Source organism: Burkholderia torrens (assembly GCF_984668525.1).
The window spans coordinates 172,049-195,411 of the sequence record NZ_OZ480211.1 but is presented as its reverse complement, the minus strand read 5'-3'; the positions used below and the strand labels follow the sequence as shown (position 1 = coordinate 195,411).

Here is a 23,363-nt window from a genome sequence, read left to right as displayed (position 1 = left end):
TACGGGATTCGAATCGCGGCCGGCGTCGCTGCGTCGGCACACGCCTTCGCCCGCGGACGCACGCACCGACGGTCTCCGACGTGTCCGAATTCTCCTCGCGCACGCCGCGTTCCAATTTGGCGAGCAGGTGCTGGAATTGGTCGCTATTCGCGCGACTGCAAGCCGCACCCGCGGGCGCCCCGAATTCGCGCCGGACACCCGCGCATCCATCGAAATGCGGGGTGAAACCACCCGCTAATCCGACATTCGATCCGGGCGGCGCTCGCTAGACTTGATCGTAGAAAGATGTCCGACCTGCGACGCTCGGACGGTTGCGCATTCCGATGCCACCGCGCCGACACGCGCTCGTCCGGCCACACCCTTTGCGCCTGGAGCCCTGTGTATGCACGAATCAGCGATCATCACCAACGCAGATGGCGATCAGCTCGCGGCGCGCCGCGAACTGTTCGACCTGATGCAGACCTACCCCGCGACGCGCGAGGAACTGGAACGGTCGCTCGGCCTGTTCGTGCGCGGCTCGCTCCTCGCACGCATTCTCGCGACCTTCGAGATCTATCAAAAAATCGTGCCGCTGCCGGGCGCGATCCTCGATCTCGGCACGTGGCGCGGGCAGACCGCCGTGCTGTGCGAGAACTTCCGCGCGATTCTCGAGCCGCTGAACTTCCAGCGCCGCATCCACGCATTCGATACGTTCACGGGTTACACGGGCTTCGCCGAGCACGACACGCGCGACCGCAAGCTGTTCTCCGACGGCACGTACTCGCTGTCCGGCGAGTACGCCGACCTGCTGCGCAAGCTGCTGAACCTGCACGAGCGCAGCAACGCGATGGGACACGTGCATGACAAGCACCACGTGTGGGAAGGCGACTGCCGCGATACGCTGGCGGCGTTCGACGAAGCGCATCCCGGCGAGATGGTCGCGCTCGCGTGGTTCGACCTGAACGTGATCGAGCCGACCCGGCACGCGTTCGATGCGGTGATGGAGCGGCTGGTGCCCGGCGGCGTCGTCGCGTTCTGGCAGCTCACCCGCGGCGGCCAGCTGCCCGCGGAAGGCATCCATTACCTGCGCGACCTGCTCGGCAACCGTCCGCACCAGATCCACAAGGCGGCGGCATATCCGTCGCTCTGCTACCTGTCGTTCCCCGAAGGTGGGGGCACCCGCAAATGAAGATCGCCATCCTCGGCAACGGCATTCTCGGCCTGATGACGGCCCGCGCATGGCAGCAGGCCGAGCCGGGCGTCGAGCTCGTGATCGTCGGCCACGCGCATCGGCCCGGCTCGGCCACGCGCGCTGCGGCGGCGATGCTCAATTCGTTCACCGAACTGGAAGGCGATTCGCTCGGCACGCCGATCGACCGCTTCAAGTTCGAGCTGAGCCGCGGCGCGACGGCGGCCTGGCCCGCCGTATTCGCTGAAATCTGCACGCCGGAGCGCGCGGTCGCTCACGGCTTCGGCACCTTCGTGCTGAACAACGCGGCGACCGACGCGCTCGACGACGAGAACTTCGCGGCCATGCAGCGGTTCTGCCACGAATTCGAGGAACCCTGCGAGGCGGTCGATCCGTCAGGCATCCCGAACTATCATCCGGATCCGCGCTATCGCGCGCTGAAGGCGGTCTTCCTGAAGCGCGAAGGCTGGGCCAATCCGAAACAGTTTCTCGACGCGCTGACCGAGTCGGTCGCGCAAGCCGGCAACGTGCGCTTCATCGACGCCGAGGTCGAGCGGCTCGACACCGCGGCCGGACGCGTCACCGGTGCGCGCCTGTCCGATGGCAGCGTGCTCGCCGCGGACCGCTTCATCCTCTGCAACGGCGCCAACGTGACGCGCGTGCTCCAGGCGAGCCTGCCCGAGCTGCCGGTGCAGCGGATGTTCTACGGCATCGGCATGTCGATCGAACTGCAGAGCGCGGAGAACGTGCACACGCACTGCGTGCGCACGACCAACCGCGGCCTCGCGTGCGGTGTGTATTCGGCGCCGTACGGGCCTGACCGGACCCTCGTCGGCGCCAGCAACTACATCAGCCCGGTGCCGCACGAGCACGGCCACGCCGGCAGCGCGTACACGCTGCTCAAGTCCGCGATGGACCAGATCAACACCCGCTTCTCGCGCGCGAACCTGGTCAACGTCAACGTCGGCTGGCGGCCGACGACGTCCGACCTGTATCCGCTGTTCGGCGAGACCAGCGTGCGCGACCTGTGGATTCTCGGCGGCACCAAGCGCGACGGCTTCCACCTGTCGCCGGTGCTGTGCCGCGATCTCGTCGCGGCGATGCGCGGCGAGCCGATCGATCCACGCTACGCGGAACTCGCGCCCGAACGCCCGCTGATCCGCAACATGACGCGCGCGGCCGCGATCGCGAAGACGGTACGCCATCAGATCAATGCCGCGTACCAGCACGACTTCGTGCCGGCGCGCAACCGCATGGTCGAACAGCTCCAGAACGCGATCCGCGCGGACCTGGAGGCGCTGCACGACAAGCTGGGCGCGACGGACTGGGGCATTCCGCCCGAGCTCGTCGACATGTACCGGTACGGCCACATTCCGGCATGAGCGGTGCGACCATGAACCGCGACGCGAAGCGGGTGGCGATCGTCCAGTCCAACTACATTCCGTGGAAGGGCTACTTCGACCTGATCGCCGCCAGCGACGAGTTCATCCTCTACGACGACGCGCAGTACACGCGCCGCGACTGGCGCAACCGCAACCAGATCAAGACGCCGCAGGGCGTGCAATGGCTGAGCGTGCCGGTGAAGGTGAAGGGCAAGTATCACCAGTCGATCCGCGAAACCGAGATCGACGGCGCCGACTGGGCGGCGCTGCACTGGAAGGCCCTGCAGCAGAACTACGCGCGCGCGCCGCACTTCGCGCGCTATGCGGACGAGCTCGAAGCGCTCTACACCGGTCGCCCCTACGGGATGCTGAGCGAGCTGAATTTCGCGATGCTGACGTGGGTCCTCCGGCAACTGGAGATCGGCACGCGCGTGTCGTCGACGTCGGACTATGCGCTGCACGGCGACCGCACCGAGAAGCTGCTGAACCTGTGCGTGCAGGCGGGCGCGACCGAGTACCTGTCCGGCCCGGCCGCGCGTAGCTACCTCGACGAGAACCTGTTCGCCGATGCCGGCATCGCGGTGCGCTGGTTCGACTATCCGACCTATCCCGAGTATCCGCAGCAGTGGGGCGACTTCGTCCACGGCGTGACGGTGCTCGATGTGCTGTTCAACTGCGGTCCCGAAGCGCGCCGGTACGCGCTGACCTCGAAAGACTGAGGCGATGTCCATGAACGAATCCCGGCACGCGAGCCTGCTGGAAGAAGTGGCCGCGTACTACAGCGCGCGGCTGGCGGAGCACGGCGCGACCGCGCGCGGCGTCGACTGGAACGGCGAAACCAGCCAGTTCCTGCGCTTCGAACAACTGACGAAGATTCTGCCCGCGTCCGGCGGCCACTCGGTGAACGACATCGGCTGCGGCTACGGCGCGCTGGTCGATTTCCTGACGGCGCGTGCGCTGCCGGACGGCTTCGCGTATGCGGGCTACGACATCTCGTCCGATATGGTCGACGCCGCGCGGCAGCGCTATCGCGAAGACGCGAACGTCGCGTTTCATGTCGGCGCGGTGCCACATACCGCGTCGGACTACGGGATCGCATCCGGCATCTTCAACGTCAGGCGCGGTCACGGCGACGACGCGTGGCTCGACTACATCCACGCGACGCTCGACACGCTGCACGCGACGAGCCGACTCGGCTTCGCGTTCAACTGCCTGACGTCGTATTCCGATCCGCCGTTCATGCGCCCGGACCTCCTGTACTACGCGGACCCGTGCGCGCTGTTCGATCGCTGCAAGCGCCGCTATTCGCGCCACGTCGCGCTGCTGCACGACTACGGCCTGTACGAATTCACGATTCTCGTCCGCAAGGACATCTGAGCGGTGCCGCGCGCAAGCCGCGCGGCCGAACGTCCCACCCTCACCGCGGAGCCTGACCATGTTCGGCCCACCCAACCTCGACTGCATTCCGTTCGGCCGCCCGTTCGTGGTCGGCAAGGAGCTCTACTACATCGCGAAAGCGGTCGAGCAGGGCGGCCTCGCCGGCGACCAGGCGTTCACGAAGCTCTGCCACCGCTGGCTGGAAGCGCGCATCGGCTGCCAGCGCGCGCTGCTCACGCACTCGTGCACGGCCGCGCTCGAGATGGCCGCGATCCTCGCCGACGTGCAGCCCGGCGACGAAGTGATCATGCCGTCCTACACGTTCGTGTCGACCGCCAACGCGTTCGTGCTGCGCGGCGCGACGCCGGTGTTCGTCGACATCCGCCGCGACACGCTGAACCTCGACGAGACGCAGATCGCCGCCGCGATCACCCGGCGCACGCGCGCGATCGTGCCGGTGCACTACGCGGGCGTCGCATGCGACATGGACGTGATCGGGCAGCTCGCGGCGGACCACGACCTGTGGGTGATCGAGGACGCCGCTCAGGCACTGCAGTCGACGTGGAACGGCAAGCCGCTCGGCAGCCTCGGCCACCTCGCGTGCCTCAGCTTCCACGAGACCAAGAACGTGATCTCGGGCGAAGGCGGGGCGCTGCTGGTCAACGACCCGCGCCTCGTCGAGCGCGCGGAGATCATCCGCGAGAAGGGCACCAACCGCAGTCAGTTCTTCCGCGGGCAGGTGGACAAGTACACCTGGGTCGACGTCGGCTCGTCGTTCCTGCCGGGCGAGCTGATCGCGGCGTTCCTGTACGCGCAGTTCGAGCACGCGGACGTGATCACCGCGCAGCGGCGCGCGACCGTGCAGCGCTACCAGGACGCACTGCAGCCGCTGCACGCGGACGGGCTGATCGAGCTACCCGCGATTTCGCTCGCCGAGCGCGGCAACGGCCACATGTTCTATTTCCTCGCACGCGACCTCGCCGAACGCACCGATCTGCTGCAGCAGATCCGCGCGGTGGGCGTGAACGCGGTGTTCCACTACGTGCCGCTGCACAGTTCGCCGGCCGGGCAGCGCTACGGGCGCTGCGGGTCCGGCATGGCGGTGACGGACCTCGTCGCCGACCGGCTCGTCCGGCTGCCGCTGTACCACGACATGACCGAAGCCGAACAGGATCGCATCCTCGACGTGGTCTTCGATTTCTACCGCACCCGATAACGATGACGACTTCCCTACCTGGCTTGGCGCACGGCGGTTCGCGCATCTTTACGCGACTCGGCCACCCGTACTACATACACGCGCCGAATTTCCGGCAAACCTCCGGCGGGATCCGCGCGATGCACTACCTGTGCCACGTGCTGAACCTGCTCGGCCACGAAGCGTACGTCTGCACGCCGGTCGTGCATCCTGACCTGCGCACGCCGCCGCTGACCAACGACATCGTGCAGGCGCACGCCCGCGCGAATCGCAGCCCGATCGTCGTCTACCCGGATGTCGTCACCGGCAATCCGTTCAACGCGCGCTGCGTCGTGCGCTACCTGCTGGCCGAGCCCGGTCGCATCAACGGCGAACCGATCACGCTGCAGCCGAACGACCTCATCTTCACGTTCGGGCCGTCGCTGGTGCCCGAAGAATGGAAGGCGGACCTGCTGCGCATACCGCTGGTCGACACGCGCATCTTCAACAGCGACGGTGTCGACGACGCCCGCCGTAACGGCACGGCCGTCTTCATCAATCGCCACCTGCGGCGTGGCGGCACGCTGCATCCGGTCACCGCCGAGTCGATCGAAATCTCGACCCGTGTGCCGGAACGTTCGGCGCACGAACTCGCGGCGCTGTTCCGACAGGTCGAGTGCGTGTACATGTACGAATGGTCCACCGCCGTGTTCGAAGCGCTGCTGTGCGGCTGCCCGGTCGTGTGCATCATGAATGACGCGTCGCTGTCGGAGCCGACCCGGTGGGTGATGGACGGCAAGGGCATCGCGTGGGGGCTCGACGAACACGAGATCGCCCACGCGAAGGCCACCGTTCACGAAGCGCGCAGCGTCTACCTGAAGGAAGAGGAGGCGTTCTGGCAGCAGTTGCAGAACTTCGTCGAGCGGACCCAGGCACACGCGGACAAGCTGGATGCGCAGGCCGTCGCGACGGGCGCCGCCGCCCAGGGGCAGCCCGCGTCCGCGCCGCGCTCGTGCATCGCGGTCGTCACCGCCGAACCGGCCGACCACGCGCGCACCAGCCTGCGCTTCACGCAGCCGTTCGCGCGGCTGGACCGCGAATGGGCACTGACTTTCCCTGTCACGCAAGCCGGCATCGATCCCGACGCGCTGCAGCGCGCTGACCTGATCGTGCTGCAGGGCGACACGCCGGGCCTGCTGTCCCCCGCCACGCTGGAACACCTGTTCTCGCTCGGCAAGCCGGTCGTCCTCGAGATCGACGCACCGCTCGACACGCTGCTCGCCGGCATCCCCGGCGCGACCGACAACGCGCGCCGCAAGGCGGGTATCCGCAGCGCCGTGCAGCGCGCGCATGCGCTCGTCGTGCCGTCGGAAGCGCTGGTGCGGCAGTACCGTCATGTCAACGCATCGGTCCACGTGCTGCCGACCGGCGTCGATCTCGAGCGTCTGCACCGCGCGGTGCCCGGCGTGCGCGACCACGTGAACCTCGCGGTTTCCGGCGCCGGTCTCGATGGCGTGCGTCTCGAGCAGGTTCGCCAGGCACTGGCCGAGCTCCGCCGCCGGTTTCCGGGGAAGCTCCGGGTGTCGTTCATCGGCGCGGCGCTGCCGGCCGGCTGGGACCGCGAACCGGACGTCACGCTGATCGCGGAGCCTGCCCCTTACGACAGCTACGCCGACGCGCTGAAGCGCGCGGACCTCGACATCGCGCTGGTCGCGGCGCCGGTCACGTTGCGCGACGATGCGCCGCCGCGCGCATGGCTCGAATGCTCGGCGGCCGGCGCGGCCACGGTGCTCGTCGCCACGCCGGCGGAAGGCTGCCCGGTTGTTCACGGCCGCACGGGCTGGCTCGCCGCCGACACTGCCGACGCGTGGGTCGACGCGATCGCGCACCTGATCGAGCATCCGCAAACCCGCGCGCAACTCGCCGCGGCCGCGCAGGATGCGATCCGTGCGCAGCACGACATCGGCCGCAACGCCGCGCGCCACGGTGCGCTGTACGCGCGGCTGCTGGCGGAGAACCGGACGCTGGCGCCCGTCGCCGCGACTGCGGACGCCGCACCGCGCCGCAAGCGCCTGATCGTGTATTCGATCGATCCGGACGCCTGCGCGTCGTCGCGCATTCGCCTCACGCTTCCGTTTGGTCTGCTGAACGACGAATGGGAACTCGTCCCGGGCATCCGGGACGGCCAGGTCGACAGCAGCGTGCTGGCCACGGCCGACGCCATCCTGCTGCACCGGCTGACGCCCGGCATCCTGACGGGCAACGACTTGTACACGATCTTCAAGCATGAAAAGCCGGTGATCTACGAGACCGACGACCTGCTGACCGACCTGCCGGCCGCGCACCCGCTCGCCGCGCAAGGCGGAATGGCCCGCGCGGGGATCGAGCTCGTGCTGCGCAACGCGGACGCCGTGATCGTATCCACGCCGTTCATCGCCAGCCGCTACCGGCTGTCGCACCCGCGCGTTCACGTGCTGCCCGGCAGCGTGGACTTCGACCGGTTCTACCGCCCCGTGACGGCGCGCGGCGACGACTGCGTGACGATCGGCATCGCCGGCGCGTCGCTGCGCGCCGACAACTTCGCGCTCGTCGACGCGGCGCTGCAGGCGATCTGCGCGCGCCATCCCGGCAAGGTCAAGGTGAGTTTCGTCGGCGCGGACGTCCCGCCAGGCTGGGCCGGCCACCCGGCCGCCGGGTGCGAGCCCGAGCTTCACGACTACGACGCGCACGCACAGCGCCTGCCGGAACGGCGCTGGGACATCGCGCTGCTTCCGCTCGCCGACCACGACTACAACGCCGGCACGAGCACGATCCAGTGGCAGGAATACGCGGCGGCCGGCATCCCCTCGATCGTCAGCGACCGGCCAGCCTATCGCCTCGCGCTGCACGACGGCTGCGACGGCTTGCTGGTCCCGGATGCGCCGCAGGCCTGGGTCGACGCGCTCGACCGGCTGGTCGCGAATCCGGCGCTGCGCCGCGGGCTCGCGCGCACGGCGCAGGCGAAGGTCCGCAAGCATCACGCGCTACACCAGGCGCTGCCGCGCTATCGCCATGTGTATCAGCAGTGCATCGACAAAGGCGCTGTCGGCAACCCGCCCGGCCAGCCGGATGCGCCGATCCCCGGCGCGCTGATCCTGGACGCCGAGGGCGACCTCGACAAGGTCCGGCTGAGCCTGCAGGAAATCGCAAGGCGGCCGGAACAGGATCTGCTGGCGGTCGTGGTGACCACGTCGCAGGCGCCGCTGCCCGAATGGACCGACAAGGTGCGCTACCTGCACGCGCCCGCGCACGAGTACACGGCCACCGTCGAGCAGCTCTGCGCACTGCCGGCGTTCGACTGGACGCTGATCGTCGAGGCGGGCGACGGGCGTGCTGCGCAGGCACGAACGCCCGCCGATGCCGCGATCGCGTAGTTCGGCGCGCGCCGTGCCGCTTGCCTGACGCTGGCGGCCCGGCGCGCTATCCCGGCAGCGCGCCCTGTGCTCAGTTGCTCGCTCAGCTGCTCGAACAGCCGCCGCAACTGCTCGAGCTGCATGAGCTCGACGAACTGCAGCTCGACGATGAGTCGCTCGAACTGCAGGACGAACCGGTCGATCCGGCCGCCCGCGCGGCGGTCGGCGTCAACGGCGGAGGCTCCATCAGCACCATCGAATGCGCGGCCCATGCGGTGCCGGCCAGCGCGCCCGCGCCGAACAGCGCGGCGGTCCATAGCAACGCGTCCGGCCGGTCGTGTTCGTCGCTGCGCACGGTCCGCCGGGCCGCGAGCGACGCCTGCCCGCCCACCGTCAGGCCGGGCCGCCCGAACCCGGTCAGCCGCCCCACGACGATGCCGTATGCAATCGCGAACGCCGCCATGCAGATCACGAGCAACAGGACCGGCCGGCCGCGACTCAGCCCGACCGCCAGTTTCGCCGCGCCCGTGCCGAGCACCAGCAGCGCGATCGAACGAGCGGCCATGCGTGCCGTCCGCATGTCGCCCGGCCCCCAGAAACAGCCACGCGCGCGCAACGATTTCGCCTGCTCGGCCGCGCGACGCGCCAGCAGCTGACGGAACGCGCCGAAGCTGGCCTCCCCGTCGGGCTGCCCGGCCAGCCATTCGCATTCGTCCCCGTATTCGCCGGCCCGTGTCGCATCGACGAGCCGCACGCGCCCACCCAGCCGCCCGGCCATCGCCAGCTCGATCGCGCCTGTGTGAACGAGCGACAGCGTCGCGACCTGCACGACCCGCGACTCGTCGCCGGCGAGGTACGCGGCCTGCTCGACCGTCAGGTCCGACGAGAATGCGCGCCTGCGCCGGCACCGGTATTCGATCTGTTGCGCAAGCCCGATCAACAACAGCGCGGCCACGCAGGCCGGGATGTAGAACGCGAGAAACTGCGGCCCCGTGTAGTCCAGCACGTTGAAGTCCTGCGCCGATGCGCAGGTCGCGGCGACGCTCGCGGCAGCCGCCGGCCACGCGAGTTTCGGCAGCCGGTTGCGCCAGGTTCGGCGCGTCGGCGTGAGGGCCGGCTCGTCTGCCTGCGGCGGCGGCGCTTCGGCCGGCCGGTCGACGGGGCGCGGCCAGATCGATTCCGGCGGCTCATAGCCGAACAGCCGGCGGTAGCTGTCGAGCGTGTCGCGATAGCGCTGCGCGTACACCGCGCCCTCGTCCGGCGCGCCCATGCCGGGCATGTGATGCAGTCGCGCACGCAGCACGCCGGCACAGAAGACGTCCCAGTATTCGAGCGTGTACTGCAGGTGGAAATGCCACGCGGCATCGACCGCGACCGACGGCGTGACCGGATGCCCGGCCGCCTGCGCGAGAAACGCGAAGCGCTTGTACTCGTCGATCACGGCCAGCGCATGGGCATGCGACCAGCCTTCGGCTTCGGCGAGACGGCGGCTGTATGGCAGCGGCGCGTCGGGATCGTCGGGGGAATAGGCGTTCAGACGCGCGAGCAGCGCTTGCTCCGCATCGGTCAGCGCGCGGGCATCGACTGCGGTCAAGGAAGACGGGATGGCAGTCATCGGGAGTCGGCGCGATGCGCGGACGGCCGCCGCGATCGACGCTTGAGTTGTCGTTGCCGGCGATTCTCGCACAACGGCGAGGCGGCACGGCACAGATGCGTGGGCGGCCCTCGGGGTTCGCCGCGCTGCGCGTCAGGCCGTCAGGTGCAGCCTGCGGCGGATTGCGATCTGACCCGAAGATGGGATTCGTAAGATAATGTTGTGCTACTGAAAGGCGAGCCAGGGCCAGGCTCGGCGAATCCCAAAAAAGAACCGGAACACAAGTTTGAACAGGCGAAACTTTTTGATGGCGGCAGCGTTGGTGCCGCTTCTCGGGGCATGCGGTCGCAACAAAACGTCCGTGACGTTCGAACCACGGCAAATCCTCTCCGGCCCTACGCCGAAAAGCGGGGGCAGTCACACTCTGACGTTCGGCGACGACGGCATCACTTTCCTGCTCGACGGTGCGCCATTCCAGATTCGTAGCGGCGAAATGCATCCGGCGCGCATCCCGCGCGAGTACTGGCGCCAGCGAATCCAGATGGCAAAGGCGATGGGGATGAACACCATCGCCGTCTACGTCATGTGGAATTTCCACGAGACAGCCGCGGGTAAATTCGATTTCGAGTCAGACGAGCGCGACGTCGAGACATTCATGCGGCTCTGCCAGGACGAAGGCATGTGGGTGCTGCTACGGCCCGGCCCGTATATCTGCGGCGAGTGGGATCTGGGTGGCATCCCTTCGCGCCTGCTCGCACACGATGACATTCAATTGCGTGTGGGCTCGCACCGTGATCCGCGCTTCATGGATGCGGCGCGCCAGTACATTGCCGAGCTTGTGCCGCGCGTACGCCCGTTGATGTCGACGAACGGCGGACCGATCTTACTGATCCAGATCGAAAACGAGTACGCGACCTATGGCGACGACATCGCCTATCTGGAAGAAATACGACGGGCATGGGTGGACGGCGGAATCGCCGGGCCGTTCTTTACCGACGACGGTGTCAAGCAATTGCGGGAAAACCGCACTGCCCTTGACGGCTGCGCGATCGGTCTCAGTGGACCGAAAGCACACGACATCGATCGGATACGCGAAGAGTTCCCCGGCTCTACCGTAATGGGCGGCGAAGTCTATCCGGGCTTCTTCACCCATTGGGGCGACCGGAAATTCCAGGGGGATGACTCCGATATCTCGCGCGAGCTAGCGGATTTCATGCGCTACGGCCTGTCGTTCAGCATTTACGTGATCCACGGCGGCACGAGCTTCGGCTTTACGGCCGGCGCGAACCGCGATCACAAGACGGGTGACTATCAACCTGACATCACGAGCTACGACTACTTCGCGCCAATCGACGAGCAGGGACGTGCGGCCGCAAGCTTCATGCGCTACCGCGACCTGATCCAGGCGCACCTGTCCGAACCGCTTCCACCCGTACCGGCTGCACCGCCCACGATCGAGCTCGCGGGCGATCACTCTCTGCGGCCGTTTCTTTTCGCATCGCTCTGGGACAACCTGCCGGCGCCGATCGCCACAAGCGACGCGCCGCGGCCGATGGAAATGCACGGCCAACAGGCCGGCTTCGTTCTTTACCGCCACGCGGACATCGGCGGAGCCGGCGGCCCGCTATCGACGGGGGACGTTCATGACTATGCGACCGTGTTCGTCGACGCCGAATATGCTGGCGGCATCACGCGAGCGAAAATGCCGCGCTATCTCGCGGAAGGGCTGCGCGTCGTACCAAACAGCGAGCACGTCACCCTACCGACCGGTGGCAAGGTGCTCGATGTGCTCGTCGAAGGCATGGGCCGCGTCAACTACGGTGACGACCTGATTGATCGAAAGGGTATTGACGGGGATGTGGCGGTCGGTGCGAAGCCGTTACGTGGATGGACAACTTATGCGCTCCCGATGGACGCCGAGTACATCACGACACTGCAGCAACGCTGCACGAATCCGACACGACCGGGTTTGTTCTTCAAGGCGGCACTGGTGCTCGATCAGGTGGGCGATACGTTCCTGGACATGCGCGACTGGATCAAAGGCATCGTTTGGGTCAATGGGCGCAACCTCGGCCGCTACTGGAACGTCGGCCCTCAATATCGACTGTTCTGCCCCGCCCCGTGGCTGCGAACCGGGTACAACGAAGTGGTGATCTTCGACATGCATCAAATCACGCCGGCACCGATCGAGCTTCGTTCAACGCTCGCAGGTTAATCCACCGCCGCGCTGCGGCAGTCTTGGCCAGTCTGGCGCAAAGCGTTGAAGCGTGTCCGTATCCGCGATTTCCGCTGGCACGACCTACGCCACACCTGGGCGAGTTGGCACGTGCAGCGCGGCACGCCGCTGCAGGTACTCAAGGAGCTGGGCGGATGGGAGACGATGGAGATGGTGCAGCGGTACGCACACCTGTCGGCCGACCACCTCGCGCAGTGGGTCACGCCGCTGACGGCCGAGCCCATGCCGGTGCCAGCTGCATTTCAGCTGCAACGAGACAGTACGACGAAGGGAGAAAACCGCTGAGAGCCTTACTAGGCTTGGCGCGCCCGGCTGGGATCGAACCAGCAACCCCTGCCTTCGGAGGGCAGTACTCTATCCATTGAGCTACGGGCGCGTGAGACAGTGAAGCGACCCCAATATACAGGCCGCCCACGTTTGGCAAGACGGCAAGGATACCCGGTTTCCCATGACGCGTCCACCTTGCCCGCCGAATGGCCGCCGGGCCGGGCTGCGTGCGGGTAAACACGCGCCACCGCACCGCTCGCCGTGATGTAAACGTTCCGTCTATAATCGTCCGTGCTTCATTGGACTGCCATTTTGCCGTTGCACCGCGCTCACAATTCCTATTCATGGAGACGAGGCAAGCATGAGCGAAGCACCCCACGAATCTCCCGTCAAGACACCCGGGCAGCTGATTGCCGTCATCATCGCGTCGTTCGCGATTCCGATCATCCTGATCGTCCTGTTCGCCAACTATGCGAACCATGCGTTCCGTTCCGGCGCCGGCACCGATGCGCTATCCGACGAACAGGTCGCCGCGCGTATCGCGCCGCTCGCGAAGGTCGACGTGAAGGACGCCAACGCGCCCCGCACGTACAAGACCGGCGAGGAAGTCTACAAGGCCGTCTGCGTGACCTGTCACGGCACGGGCGCGGCCGGCGCACCGAAGTTCGGCAACAAGGACGACTGGGCGCCGCGCATCTCGCAAGGCTTCGACACGCTGCTGAAGACGGCCCTCGCCGGCAAGGGCGCGATGCCGCCGCGCGGCGGCACGAGCCCCGACGACGTCAGCGACTATGAAATCGCCCGCGCGATCGTCTACATGGCGAACAACGACGGCGCGAACTTCCCCGAACCGGCAGCGCCGGCAGCCAATGCGGCACCGGCCGCCAGCGGCGCCGCAGCCGCATCGGGCACAGCCGACGCCGCGAGCGCGCAAGTCGCCGCGGCACAGGCTGCGATCGCCGCGATCCCGAAGGCCGGTGAAGCGCCTGCAGCAGCGGCCGCCCCGGCCAGTGCCGACGCCGGCAAGGCGCTGTACTCGTCGACCTGCGTGGCCTGCCACGGGGCCGGCGTACTCGGCGCACCGAAGTTCGGCAACAAGGACGACTGGGCGCCGCGCCTGAAGGAGTCGATGGATACGGTCTACAACTACGCGCTGCACGGCAAGGGCGCGATGCCGCCGAAGGGCGGGTCGAACGCGTCGGACGCCGACGTGAAGGCGGCCGTCGACTACATGGTCAACGCGTCGAAGTAACCACGCCGGGCCATCCGTAAAAAACCCCCGCGACGCATGCGCATCGCGGGGGTTTTCTCTTTCCGGTGCGGCGGTCCGCCGGCTCGCCGCGTCACTTCTGCAGCAAAGCCTTCAAACTCGCGAGCCGGTCCTTCGGCGACATCGGCGCTTCTTCCGGCGTCGGCGGCGGCGCTTCGTCGAGCCCCATCTCCGGAATGAAACGCGATGGCTCGCACACGACCGTCTCACGCGCCCGCTTGCGCTTCTTGCACCAGTTCAGATGCAGGCTGCGCTGCGCGCGCGTGATCGCGACGTACATCAGCCGGCGCTCTTCCTCGATCCGCTCGCTGTCGATCGGGCCGTCGTCCTCGCTGCCGCCGCGGTGCGGCATGATGCCCTCCTCGACGCCGACCAGGAACACGTGCGGATACTCGAGCCCCTTCGACGCGTGGACGGTCGACAGCCGCACGGCGTCCGGATCATCTTCCTTGCCCTCGAGCATCGACATCAGCGCGACGGTCTGGATCAGGCCGAGCAGGTTCTTGCCCGTATCGGCAAGCCCGTCCGCGTTGTGGAAGCCTTCGGCCTCGCCGTCGACGGCCTCCGTCTCGGGCTTGGTGCCCTTGCGCTTCAGCCATTCGAGGAATTCGAGCACGTTCTGCCACTTCGACTGCGCCTGCCGCTCGTCGAATGCGTCGTACAGGTACGCCTCGTAGTGGATCGCTTCCATCATGTCGTCGAGCACGACGGTCGCGGGCTCCTTGTCCGCGCGCTCGGTCAGGCGCTGGATGAAGTCGCAGAACATCCGCAGCGGCTCGACCTGGCGCGCCGACAGCCGCGCCTCGATCCCGCCCATGTACACGGCTTCGAACAGCGACACCTTCGCCTGCCCCGCAAACGAGCCGAGCGCCTCGAGCGTCGTGTTGCCGATGCCGCGGCGCGGCGTCGTGATCGCGCGGATGAACGCGGGATCGTCGTCGGCGTTCGCGATCAGCCGCAGGTACGCGCACAAATCCTTGATCTCGGCCTTGTCGAAGAACGACTGGCCGCCGGACAGCACGTACGGGATCCGCTCGCGCCGCAGCACCTGTTCGAAGATGCGCGCCTGGAAGTTGCCGCGGTACAGGATCGCGTAGTCGCGGAACTGCGCGCGCCGCTCGAACTTGTGCGCGGACAGCCGGAACACGACCGATTCGGCCTCGTGCTCCTCGTCGTTGCACGCCGTGACGGTGATCGAATCGCCCATCCCGTGCTCGGACCACAGCTTCTTCTCGAACAGCTTCGGGTTGTTCGCGATCACGTTGTTCGCGGCGGTCAGGATCCGCACCGTCGACCGGTAGTTCTGCTCGAGCTTGATCAGGTGCAGCTTCGGGAAATCCTTCCCGAGCTGCGCGAGGTTCTCGAGCGTCGCGCCACGCCAGCCGTAGATCGCCTGGTCGTCGTCGCCGACCGCCGTGAACGCGGCACGCGGGCCCGCGAGCAGCTTCACCAGCTCGTACTGGCACGCGTTGGTGTCCTGGTACTCGTCGATCAGCAGGTAGCGCAGCTTGTTCTGCCAGCGGTCGCGCACCTGCTCGTTCTTCGCGAACAGCTCGGCCGGCAGGCGGATCAGGTCGTCGAAATCGACCGCCTGGTACGCATGCAGCGTCGCGACGTAGTTGCGGTAGACGAGCGCGGCCTGGTGCTCGTCCTCGTTCGACGCGATCGCCATCGCCTCGTCGGGCATGATCAGGCCGTTCTTCCACAGCGAGATGATGCTCTGGATCTTGCGGATCAGCCCCTTGTCGGTCGTGCCGAGCTGTTCCTGGATCATCCCGAAGCAGTCGTCCGAATCCATGATCGAGAACTGCGGCTTCAGGCCGACATGCTCGGCCTCCTGCCGCAGGATCTGCACGCCGAGCGAATGGAACGTGCAGACGGTGAGCTGGTTGACGGGCACCTTGCGGCCTTCCTTGCCGGGCGTGGTGAGCGTCTTGCCCTCGAGCAGCTTCGACACGCGCTCGCGCATTTCGGCGGCCGCCTTGTTCGTGAACGTGACGGCGGCGATATGGCGCGGCTCGAAGCCTTTCGCTTCGATCAGGTGCGCGATCTTCTGCGTGATCACGCGGGTCTTGCCGCTGCCCGCGCCGGCGAGCACGAGACAGGGACCGTCGAGGTAGCGCACCGCTTCGTTCTGAGCGGGATTGAGGCCTGCTGACATGATGGCGGATGGTGTTGCGGTTGACGGCGGAACGCCGGGAGGATGCCGTGCGCGGCGGGCTGGCGAAGCAGGCGGACACGCGGGCAGGACGCGCATGTTAACACGTCGGCGGCGTGCATTTCGGGAGCGCCGCCGGACGGGGCCGCGCAGGCCGACCGGCCGGGCGCGCCCTGTCCGTCCGGCCAATCCGGCCCCGTTCGCGCACCGCTCGGCCACAATATGTCTCCCCCGGCGCCGCCCGCTCCGGCCCGATTTCATTTTCCTGAACCCCTACCGGATCGACCTCGTGGGATACCCGTTCGCCACCGCCGCCCTCGGCCCGCTGCTGTTCGCGCAGGGCCGCTACGTGCGCCGCGTCACGCCGCGGTTGCCCGAGGCGGCCGGCCCGCTCGACGGCGTGGCCGGCAACGTCCGCCGGTCATTCACCATGCAGCCTGGCAGCCGGCCATGCCGCGCGCGGTGCGCGGCCCCGCGCAAAATGCCGCGTTTCCTTGCGCAAGCGTCGCGTCACGTCGCGCGTTTCGCCCGACGCCACTGTGCAAGCGGCGGCGCCATGCCAAAATAGCCGGTCGTCTTCGCGCCATTTCGGCGCGCCATCCTTTAGTTTCCTTCGCAGCCAGGGATTGCCATGTCGTCATTGCTCAGGATTGGTTTGATGGGTTTCGGTTTCGCCGGCGCGACATTCCACGCGCCGGTGATCGCCACGAGCGGCCGCACTGAAGTCGCCGCGATCGCGACGGGGCAGCCCGATCGCGCGCAGGCCGCGTATCCGGGCGCGCGCGTCGTCCCCGACCTCGATACGCTGCTCGGCCTCGACGACATCGAGTGCGTGGTGATCGCCACGCCGAACGACACGCACTTCACGCTCGCGCGCCAGGTGCTCGAAGCCGGCCGCCATGTGGTCGTCGACAAGCCCGTCACGCTCACCGCCGACGAGGCGCTTGCGCTCGCACGGCTCGCGAACGCGCGCAGCCGGCTGTTCGCGCCGTTCCACAACCGCCGCTGGGACGGCGATTTCCTCACCGTGCGCGACATCGTCAAGTCGGGCGAGCTCGGCCGCCTCACCTATTTCGCGTCGCATTTCGACCGCTTCCGGCCGACGCCGCGCACGCGCTGGCGCGAAGAGCCGGCCCGCGGCGGCGGCCTGCTGCTCGATCTCGGCCCGCACCTGATCGACCAGGCGCTCGCGCTGTTCGGCACGCCGGAAACGGTGAGCGCGACCGTCAAGACACGTCGCGACAACGGCACGGCGCCCGATTTCGTCCATCTGCTGCTCGGCTATCCGGACAAGGACGTCGCGCTGCATGCGAGCGCGCTGTCAGCGATCGAACCCGCGCGCTTCACGCTGCACGGCACGCGCGGCAGCTACGAGAAATTCGGGCTCGACACGCAGGAAGACCAGCTCAAGGCCGGCCTCACCGCGGATGACGTCGAATTCGGCGGCGGCAACCCGCCCGGCCTGCTGCGCGTGCTCGACGGCGACGTCGAGGTCGAGCGCCCGGTTCCGACGCTCGACGGCCAGTACGCGGAGTTCTACCGTGCGCTCGCCGCGTCGATCCGCGACGGCGCACCGTTCCCCGTCACCGCGCAGGACGCCGTCGACGTGATGACCATCATCGAGCTCGCCGCGCAGAGCGAGCACGACGGCCGCCGGGTACCGTTCGTGCGACGCATCGTATGATGGCCGCCGGCCGGGTCAGTGCCGACCCGGCCGCTGCCGCCCTCCCGCACCGCGCGCGGGCAGCGGCCCTGCGTCAGCCGCCGCAACGGCCCCGTCCCGAACATTCCGTTACAAATGGTGCGGGAACGAAAGTCAGCGGTCGTCCGGTCTGACGCGTTTCTCAAAAAGTCGATCCGACACCAATCCGTCAGGAGAATGTGATGCAACGGTTGATTCGCGCAGCGGCATACTGCGTCCTGGTTTCCTCGCTCGCTGCGTGTATCGTGCAGCCGCAGCGGCCGGTCCGGCAGGCGCCTCCGCCCCCGCCGCGTCCGAATCCGCAGGTCGTCGCGAACGACCGCATGCAGGAGGTCCAGGGCCGGATCGACAACCTGCACCGTCGCATCGACGCGCGCGTGAACGGCGGCTACTACCCGCCGCCGTACGGCGCGCAGCTGCACCACCGCCTCGACGTGATCCGCCAGGAATCGAACGACATGGCGGCCCAGCACAGCGGCGGCCTGTCCGGCGACGAGCAGCGCGTGCTGAACCAGGAACTCGACACGGCCGCGCGCGCGATCGGCGAGTAATCCCGGCCAGGCCGACACCTGCCGGTGCCGGCAAAAGCGGCGGCACCCCACGCCGCCGCTTGTCGCGAAGCGACATTCTTTTGCCCAAATTGACAATGCCCACCCGCTCGCGTACAGTCGCCCGCACGCGTCGGGAGAGCGTGTAACCGGGTCGTTTCGACACCGGTTGCGCCGCCGAAGGGGCACACCCGCAAACTCTCAGGCAAAAGGACCGACCGCGTCGGGGAATCGCGTCCGCGCACTGCGCGGGCCACACTCTCCCCGCACTCTGGAGAGCGGCAGTAGCCCGCAGCGCACTGGTTGCGCGGGCAGGCTGCCCACCGAAGGGGCGCGCGCCGGCCGGGCTTTGCCCGCCGCGCAATCTCTCAGGTATCGAGGACAGAGGGGCATGTACCGGATCGCTTGAGGCCATCGGCCGCGGCGGTCGGCACATGGCCGTTCTGATCCGCGCGCAAGCGCCTTGCCTGAGGCCTCGATGACTGCACTGAATCACACCCCGCTCAACGCCGCGCACCGCGCGCTCAATGCCCGCATGGTCGACTTCGGCGGCTGGAACATGCCCGTCAACTACGGCTCGCAGATCGAAGAACACGAAGCCGTGCGCACCGACGCCGGCATGTTCGACGTGTCGCACATGTGCGTGGTCGACTTCACCGGCAGCCGCGTGCGCGCGTTCTTCGAGCACGCGATCGCGAACAACGTCGGCAAGCTCAAGACGCCCGGCAAGGCCCTCTACTCGTGCCTGCTCAATCCGCAGGGCGGCGTCATCGACGACCTGATCGTCTATTACTTCACCGAAGAATTCTTCCGCGTGGTCGTCAACGCCGGCACGGCCGAGAAAGACATCGCGTGGTTCAACCAGCTGAACGAGCAAGGCGGCTACGGTCTCACGATCGCACCGCGCCGCGATTTCGCGATCGTCGCCGTACAGGGCCCGAACGCCCGCGAAAAGGTCTGGACCACGGTGCCTTCCGCCCGTGCCGCGACCAGCGAGCTGAAGCCGTTCAACGCCGCGCAGGTCGCCGCCACGCCGTTCGGCGATCTCACCATCGCCCGCACCGGCTATACCGGTGAAGACGGTTTCGAAGTGATCGTCCCGGCCGTGCACGTCGAAGCGCTGTGGGCCGCACTGCAGCAAAACGGCGTACGCCCGTGCGGGCTCGGTGCGCGCGACACGCTGCGCCTCGAGGCCGGCATGAACCTGTACGGCCAGGACATGGACGACACCGTCTCCCCGCTCGACGCGGGCCTCGCGTGGACGGTCGACCTCACCGCACCGCGCGACTTCGTCGGCCGCGCCGCACTGGAAGCCAACGGCACGCGCGCCGCGTTCGTCGGCCTGATCCTGCAGAAGGAAAACGGCAAGGCAGGCGGCGTGCTGCGCGCGCACCAGAAGGTCGTCACGCCGCACGGCGAAGGCGAGATCACGAGCGGCACGTTCTCGCCGTCGATGCAGGAATCGATCGCGTTCGCCCGCGTGCCGGCCGCCGTCCAGATCGGCGACCTGGTCCAGGTGCAAATTCGAGACAAGAATCTTCCCGCGCGCGTGGTAAAACTGCCGTTCGTGCGCAACGGCAAGGTCCTCGCTGCGTAACGGCCGGGGGGCCGCCTCCCGGTAAGCCGGGAGATGGCACCCGGCGCAACCGCATCCGGCGTGCCATGGCGGCGCGCCCGCAACAACGAACAAACCCTTTTATCCAGGAGCATCCGATGAGCAACGTCCCGGTCGAGCTGAAATACACCGACGAACACGAGTGGATCCGTGCCGAGGCAGACGGCACGCTGACGGTCGGCATCACCGATCACGCGCAGAACACGCTTGGCGACATCGTGTTCCTCGAGCTGCCGGCAGTCGGCAAGCAAGTGAAGGAAGGCGACGCGGTCGGCGTCGTCGAATCGGTGAAGGCGGCATCCGACATCTACTCGCCGGTGTCGGGCGAGATCATCGCCATCAACACGGACGCAACCGACACGCCGGAAGACGTCAACGCCGAGCCGTACGACACGTGGCTCTTCAAGATCAAGCTCGCGGCCGGCGCATCGACCGACAAGCTGATCGACGCTGCCGCCTACAGCAAGCTGATCGACTAATTCCCCTACCCGAACCGCGCGGCGCCGGCCTCGGCGCGCGCGGGACCAGAGTCACGCCATGAAGCTCGAACACCCGGACCGCCTGATGAACCGCACGCCCCTCTCGCTCGCCGCGCTCGAAACGCACGACGCGTTCGCCGAACGCCACATCGGCCCCGATGCCGCCAGCCAGCAGGCCATGCTCGACACGCTCGGCTTTGCGTCGCGCGCCGCCCTGATCGACGCCGTGATCCCGGCCTCGATTCGCCGCGCCGAAACGCTGCCGCTCGGCCCGTTCGCGCAGCCGAAGAGCGAGGCCGAAGCGCTCGCCGCGCTGCGGGTTCTCGCGGACAAGAACCAGGTGTTCCGCTCGTATATCGGTCAGGGTTACAACGACACGCACACGCCGGCCGTGATCCTGCGCAACGTGCTCGAAAACCCGGCGTGGTACACGGCCTACACGCCGTACCAGCCCGAAATTTCCCAGGGTCGCCTCGAGGCGCTCCTGAACTTCCAGCAGATGATCGCCGACCTGACGGGCCTCGCGATCTCGAACGCATCGCTGCTCGACGAAGCCACTGCCGCGGCCGAAGCGATGACGTTGCTGCAGCGCACCGGCAAGCCGGCGTCGAACGTGTTCTACGTCGCCGACGACGTGCTGCCGCAAACGCTGGAAGTGATCCGCACGCGCGCGCTGCCGGTCGGCATCGAGGTCAAGACGGGCCCGGCCGCCGACGCCGCGCAGGCAAACGCGTTCGGCGTGCTGCTGCAATACCCGGGCGTGAACGGCGACGTGCGCGACTACCGCGCGCTCACCGAAGCGATCCACGCGGCCGGCGGCCACGTGGTCGTCGCGGCCGACCTGCTCGCGCTCACCGTACTGACGCCGCCCGGCGAATGGGGCGCGGACGTCGCGATCGGCAACACGCAGCGCTTCGGCGTGCCGATGGGCTTCGGCGGCCCGCACGCCGCGTACCTCGCGGTGCGTGACGAATTCAAGCGCCAGATGCCGGGCCGCCTCGTCGGCGTGACGGTCGACGCGCAGGGCAAGCCCGCGCTGCGCCTCGCGCTGCAGACGCGCGAACAGCACATCCGCCGCGAGAAGGCGACGTCGAACGTGTGTACCGCGCAGGCGCTGCTCGCGATCATGGCCAGCATGTACGCGGTCTACCACGGCCCTCACGGCCTGAAGACGATCGCGCTGCGCGTAAACCGCATCGCGGCGCTGCTCGCCGCCGGCGTGAAGCAGCTCGGCTTCGCGACCGTCAACGACACGTTCTTCGACACGCTGACGATCGACACCGGCGCGCGCACCGCGCAGGTCCATGAGTTCGCGAAGGCCCGGCGCATCAACCTGCGCCGCGTGAGCGACACGCAAGTCGGCGTGTCGGTCGACGAAACGACGACGCGCGACGACCTCGCCGATCTTCTCGACGTGTTCGCGCAGGCCGCGGGCGGCACCGCACCGGCCGTCGACGCGCTGGACGCGGGCCTCGCCGGCGTCGCCGCGCTGCCGGCCGGCCTCGAGCGCACGAGCGCATACCTGACGCACCACGTGTTCAACCGCCACCATTCCGAAACCGAAATGCTGCGTTACCTGCGCAGCCTGTCGGACAAGGATCTCGCGCTCGACCGCTCGATGATCCCGCTCGGCTCGTGCACGATGAAGCTGAACGCGACCTCGGAAATGCTGCCGGTCACGTGGCCCGAATTCGGCGGCATCCACCCGTTCGCCCCGGCCGAGCAGACCGTCGGCTACCGCGAGATGATCGATCAGCTCGAGCAGATGCTCGTCGCGGCCACCGGCTACGCAGCCGTGTCGCTGCAGCCGAACGCCGGCTCGCAGGGCGAGTACGCGGGCCTCCTGATCATCCACGCGTACCACGCATCGCGCGGCGAAGCGCATCGCGACGTGTGCCTGATCCCCGCATCCGCGCACGGCACGAACCCGGCGTCGGCGCACATGGCCGGCATGAAGGTCGTGGTCGTGGCCTGCGACGCACAGGGCAACGTCGATATCGCCGACCTGAAGGCGAAGGCCGAAGAACATTCGAAGGACCTCGCGGCGATCATGATCACGTATCCGTCGACGCACGGCGTGTTCGAGCAGAACGTCCGCGAGATTTGCGAGATCGTCCACACGCACGGCGGCCAGGTGTACGTCGACGGCGCGAACATGAACGCGATGGTCGGCCTGACCGCGCCGGGCCAGTTCGGCGGCGACGTGTCGCACCTGAACCTGCACAAGACGTTCTGCATCCCGCACGGCGGCGGCGGCCCGGGCGTCGGCCCGGTCGCGGTCGGCGCGCACCTCGCGAAGTTCCTGCCGAACCAGCGTTCGACCGGCTACGCACGCGCGGAAGACGGCATCGGCGCGGTATCGGCAGCACCGTACGGCTCGGCGTCGATCCTGCCGATCTCGTGGATGTACATCGCGATGATGGGCGCGAAGAACCTGACCGCCGCGACGGAAACCGCGATCCTCAACGCGAACTACATCGCGAAGCGCCTCGCGCCGCACTACCCGGTGCTGTATTCGGGCCCGGGCGGGCTGGTCGCGCACGAGTGCATTCTCGACCTGCGTCCGATCAAGGAATCGAGCGGCATCAGCGTCGACGACGTCGCGAAGCGCCTGATGGACTACGGCTTCCACGCGCCGACGATGAGCTTCCCGGTGCCGGGCACGCTGATGGTCGAGCCGACCGAATCCGAATCGCAGGAAGAACTCGACCGCTTCATCGCCGCGATGATCGCGATCCGCGAGGAAATCCGCGCGGTCGAGGAAGGCCGCGCCGATCGCGAGGACAACCCGCTGCGTCACGCACCGCACACGGCAGCCGTCGTCACCGCGAACGAATGGCCGCACGCGTACTCGCGCGAGCAGGCTGCGTACCCGGTCGCATCGCTCGGCACGAACAAGTACTGGCCGCCGGTCGGCCGCGCGGACAACGCGTACGGCGACCGCAACCTGTTCTGCTCGTGCGTGCCGATGTCGGAATACGCATAACGCACGCCAGGCCCG

At 67.8% G+C, this 23,363-nt stretch carries 15 protein-coding genes, 1 tRNA gene, 2 pseudogenes and 2 riboswitches; of the genes and pseudogenes, 15 read left to right on the top strand and 3 right to left on the bottom strand.

The window, feature by feature from the left end:
- The first annotated feature begins 382 nt into the window (after positions 1–382).
- From AC5LXX_RS00810 to AC5LXX_RS00785, 6 genes are read left to right on the top strand one after another with little or no spacing between them, the layout of a single operon-like run.
- Entirely contained in the window at positions 383–1,168 is a 786-nt protein-coding gene (locus AC5LXX_RS00810; RefSeq protein WP_060966414.1) for a class I SAM-dependent methyltransferase, read from the top strand.
- Entirely contained in the window at positions 1,165–2,550 is a 1,386-nt protein-coding gene (locus AC5LXX_RS00805; protein WP_493410213.1) for an NAD(P)/FAD-dependent oxidoreductase, read from the top strand. The genes AC5LXX_RS00810 and AC5LXX_RS00805 overlap by 4 nt, the downstream gene beginning before the upstream one ends.
- Positions 2,547–3,269: a WbqC family protein gene (locus AC5LXX_RS00800; protein WP_493410212.1), complete on the top strand. Its 723-nt coding sequence runs from the start codon at positions 2,547–2,549 to the stop codon at positions 3,267–3,269. The genes AC5LXX_RS00805 and AC5LXX_RS00800 overlap by 4 nt, the downstream gene beginning before the upstream one ends.
- A 10-nt stretch (positions 3,270–3,279) precedes the next feature.
- Positions 3,280–3,927 carry a class I SAM-dependent methyltransferase gene (locus tag AC5LXX_RS00795; protein ID WP_493410211.1) on the top strand — a complete coding sequence of 216 codons (648 nt, stop codon included), beginning with the start codon at positions 3,280–3,282 and terminating at the stop codon, positions 3,925–3,927.
- 58 nt (positions 3,928–3,985) lie between these two features.
- Complete coding sequence (gene rffA, locus AC5LXX_RS00790; protein ID WP_493410210.1) at positions 3,986–5,143, top strand: dTDP-4-amino-4,6-dideoxygalactose transaminase; 1,158 nt, start codon at positions 3,986–3,988, stop codon at positions 5,141–5,143.
- A 2-nt stretch (positions 5,144–5,145) separates the two neighbouring features.
- Positions 5,146–8,514, top strand: a complete 3,369-nt coding sequence (locus tag AC5LXX_RS00785) for a glycosyltransferase family protein (protein ID WP_493410209.1) — start codon at positions 5,146–5,148, stop codon at positions 8,512–8,514.
- 82 nt (positions 8,515–8,596) lie between these two features.
- Here AC5LXX_RS00785 and AC5LXX_RS00780 read toward each other — a convergent pair whose 3' ends face one another.
- Entirely contained in the window at positions 8,597–10,108 is a 1,512-nt protein-coding gene (locus tag AC5LXX_RS00780; protein WP_493410208.1) for a TIGR04222 domain-containing membrane protein, read from the bottom strand.
- Between the two features lie 340 nt (positions 10,109–10,448).
- Here AC5LXX_RS00780 and AC5LXX_RS00775 point away from each other — a divergent pair, with 340 nt between their 5' ends.
- The gene (locus AC5LXX_RS00775) at positions 10,449–12,302 is read left to right on the top strand and encodes a beta-galactosidase (protein ID WP_493410207.1); all 1,854 of its coding nucleotides are present in this window, start codon (positions 10,449–10,451) and stop codon (positions 12,300–12,302) included.
- A 33-nt stretch (positions 12,303–12,335) separates the two neighbouring features.
- Positions 12,336–12,608: pseudogene (locus tag AC5LXX_RS00770) on the top strand (tyrosine-type recombinase/integrase); the annotation flags it as partial.
- Positions 12,609–12,623: 15 nt separating this feature from the next.
- Here the strand turns inward: AC5LXX_RS00770 and AC5LXX_RS00765 are convergent.
- Positions 12,624–12,699 (bottom strand) — tRNA-Arg (locus tag AC5LXX_RS00765).
- Positions 12,700–12,951: 252 nt separating this feature from the next.
- Between AC5LXX_RS00765 and AC5LXX_RS00760 the strand changes: the two genes are divergently transcribed.
- Positions 12,952–13,842 carry a c-type cytochrome gene (locus tag AC5LXX_RS00760; protein ID WP_493410206.1) on the top strand — a complete coding sequence of 297 codons (891 nt, stop codon included), beginning with the start codon at positions 12,952–12,954 and terminating at the stop codon, positions 13,840–13,842.
- Between the two features lie 91 nt (positions 13,843–13,933).
- Here the strand turns inward: AC5LXX_RS00760 and AC5LXX_RS00755 are convergent, their stop codons facing one another.
- Positions 13,934–16,021 (bottom strand): UvrD-helicase domain-containing protein, encoded by a 2,088-nt coding sequence (locus tag AC5LXX_RS00755; protein ID WP_493410205.1) that lies wholly within the window; start codon positions 16,019–16,021, stop codon positions 13,934–13,936.
- A gap of 286 nt (positions 16,022–16,307) precedes the next feature.
- Here AC5LXX_RS00755 and AC5LXX_RS00750 point away from each other — a divergent pair.
- From AC5LXX_RS00750 to gcvP, 6 genes and pseudogenes are all read left to right on the top strand, one after another.
- Positions 16,308–16,430, top strand: a pseudogene (locus AC5LXX_RS00750) (SGNH/GDSL hydrolase family protein); the annotation flags it as partial.
- A 219-nt stretch (positions 16,431–16,649) separates the two neighbouring features.
- On the top strand, positions 16,650–17,702 hold the full coding sequence (locus AC5LXX_RS00745) for an oxidoreductase (RefSeq protein ID WP_322082132.1): 1,053 nt from the start codon (positions 16,650–16,652) through the stop codon (positions 17,700–17,702).
- A gap of 200 nt (positions 17,703–17,902) precedes the next feature.
- Positions 17,903–18,271: a hypothetical protein gene (locus AC5LXX_RS00740; protein ID WP_493410204.1), complete on the top strand. Its 369-nt coding sequence runs from the start codon at positions 17,903–17,905 to the stop codon at positions 18,269–18,271.
- Positions 18,272–18,392: 121 nt separating this feature from the next.
- A riboswitch (glycine riboswitch) is annotated at positions 18,393–18,495 on the top strand.
- Positions 18,496–18,529: 34 nt separating this feature from the next.
- Positions 18,530–18,663, top strand: a riboswitch (glycine riboswitch).
- A gap of 83 nt (positions 18,664–18,746) precedes the next feature.
- Positions 18,747–19,865: a glycine cleavage system aminomethyltransferase GcvT gene (gcvT, locus tag AC5LXX_RS00735; protein ID WP_493410203.1), complete on the top strand. Its 1,119-nt coding sequence runs from the start codon at positions 18,747–18,749 to the stop codon at positions 19,863–19,865.
- Positions 19,866–19,981: 116 nt separating this feature from the next.
- Positions 19,982–20,362, top strand: coding sequence for a glycine cleavage system protein GcvH (gcvH, locus tag AC5LXX_RS00730; RefSeq protein WP_493410202.1), 381 nt, complete (start codon positions 19,982–19,984; stop codon positions 20,360–20,362).
- Positions 20,363–20,420: 58 nt separating this feature from the next.
- A complete protein-coding gene (gene gcvP / locus AC5LXX_RS00725) occupies positions 20,421–23,348 on the top strand; it encodes an aminomethyl-transferring glycine dehydrogenase (RefSeq protein ID WP_493410201.1) in 2,928 nt (975 codons plus the stop codon).
- Positions 23,349–23,363: the final 15 nt, after the last annotated feature.

Bases quoted from the DNA above. Each gene is read 5' to 3' on its own strand.
- AC5LXX_RS00810 (WP_060966414.1), top strand. From the start codon at position 383: ATGCACGAATCAGCGATCATCACCAACGCAGATGGCGATCAGCTCGCG.
- AC5LXX_RS00805 (WP_493410213.1), top strand. From the start codon at position 1,165: ATGAAGATCGCCATCCTCGGCAACGGCATTCTCGGCCTGATGACGGCC.
- AC5LXX_RS00800 (WP_493410212.1), top strand. From the start codon at position 2,547: ATGAGCGGTGCGACCATGAACCGCGACGCGAAGCGGGTGGCGATCGTC.
- AC5LXX_RS00795 (WP_493410211.1), top strand. From the start codon at position 3,280: ATGAACGAATCCCGGCACGCGAGCCTGCTGGAAGAAGTGGCCGCGTAC.
- rffA (WP_493410210.1), top strand. From the start codon at position 3,986: ATGTTCGGCCCACCCAACCTCGACTGCATTCCGTTCGGCCGCCCGTTC.
- AC5LXX_RS00785 (WP_493410209.1), top strand. From the start codon at position 5,146: ATGACGACTTCCCTACCTGGCTTGGCGCACGGCGGTTCGCGCATCTTT.
- AC5LXX_RS00780 (WP_493410208.1), bottom strand. From the start codon at position 10,108: ATGACTGCCATCCCGTCTTCCTTGACCGCAGTCGATGCCCGCGCGCTG.
- AC5LXX_RS00760 (WP_493410206.1), top strand. From the start codon at position 12,952: ATGAGCGAAGCACCCCACGAATCTCCCGTCAAGACACCCGGGCAGCTG.
- AC5LXX_RS00755 (WP_493410205.1), bottom strand. From the start codon at position 16,021: ATGTCAGCAGGCCTCAATCCCGCTCAGAACGAAGCGGTGCGCTACCTC.
- AC5LXX_RS00745 (WP_322082132.1), top strand. From the start codon at position 16,650: ATGTCGTCATTGCTCAGGATTGGTTTGATGGGTTTCGGTTTCGCCGGC.
- AC5LXX_RS00740 (WP_493410204.1), top strand. From the start codon at position 17,903: ATGCAACGGTTGATTCGCGCAGCGGCATACTGCGTCCTGGTTTCCTCG.
- gcvT (WP_493410203.1), top strand. From the start codon at position 18,747: ATGACTGCACTGAATCACACCCCGCTCAACGCCGCGCACCGCGCGCTC.
- gcvH (WP_493410202.1), top strand. From the start codon at position 19,982: ATGAGCAACGTCCCGGTCGAGCTGAAATACACCGACGAACACGAGTGG.
- gcvP (WP_493410201.1), top strand. From the start codon at position 20,421: ATGAAGCTCGAACACCCGGACCGCCTGATGAACCGCACGCCCCTCTCG.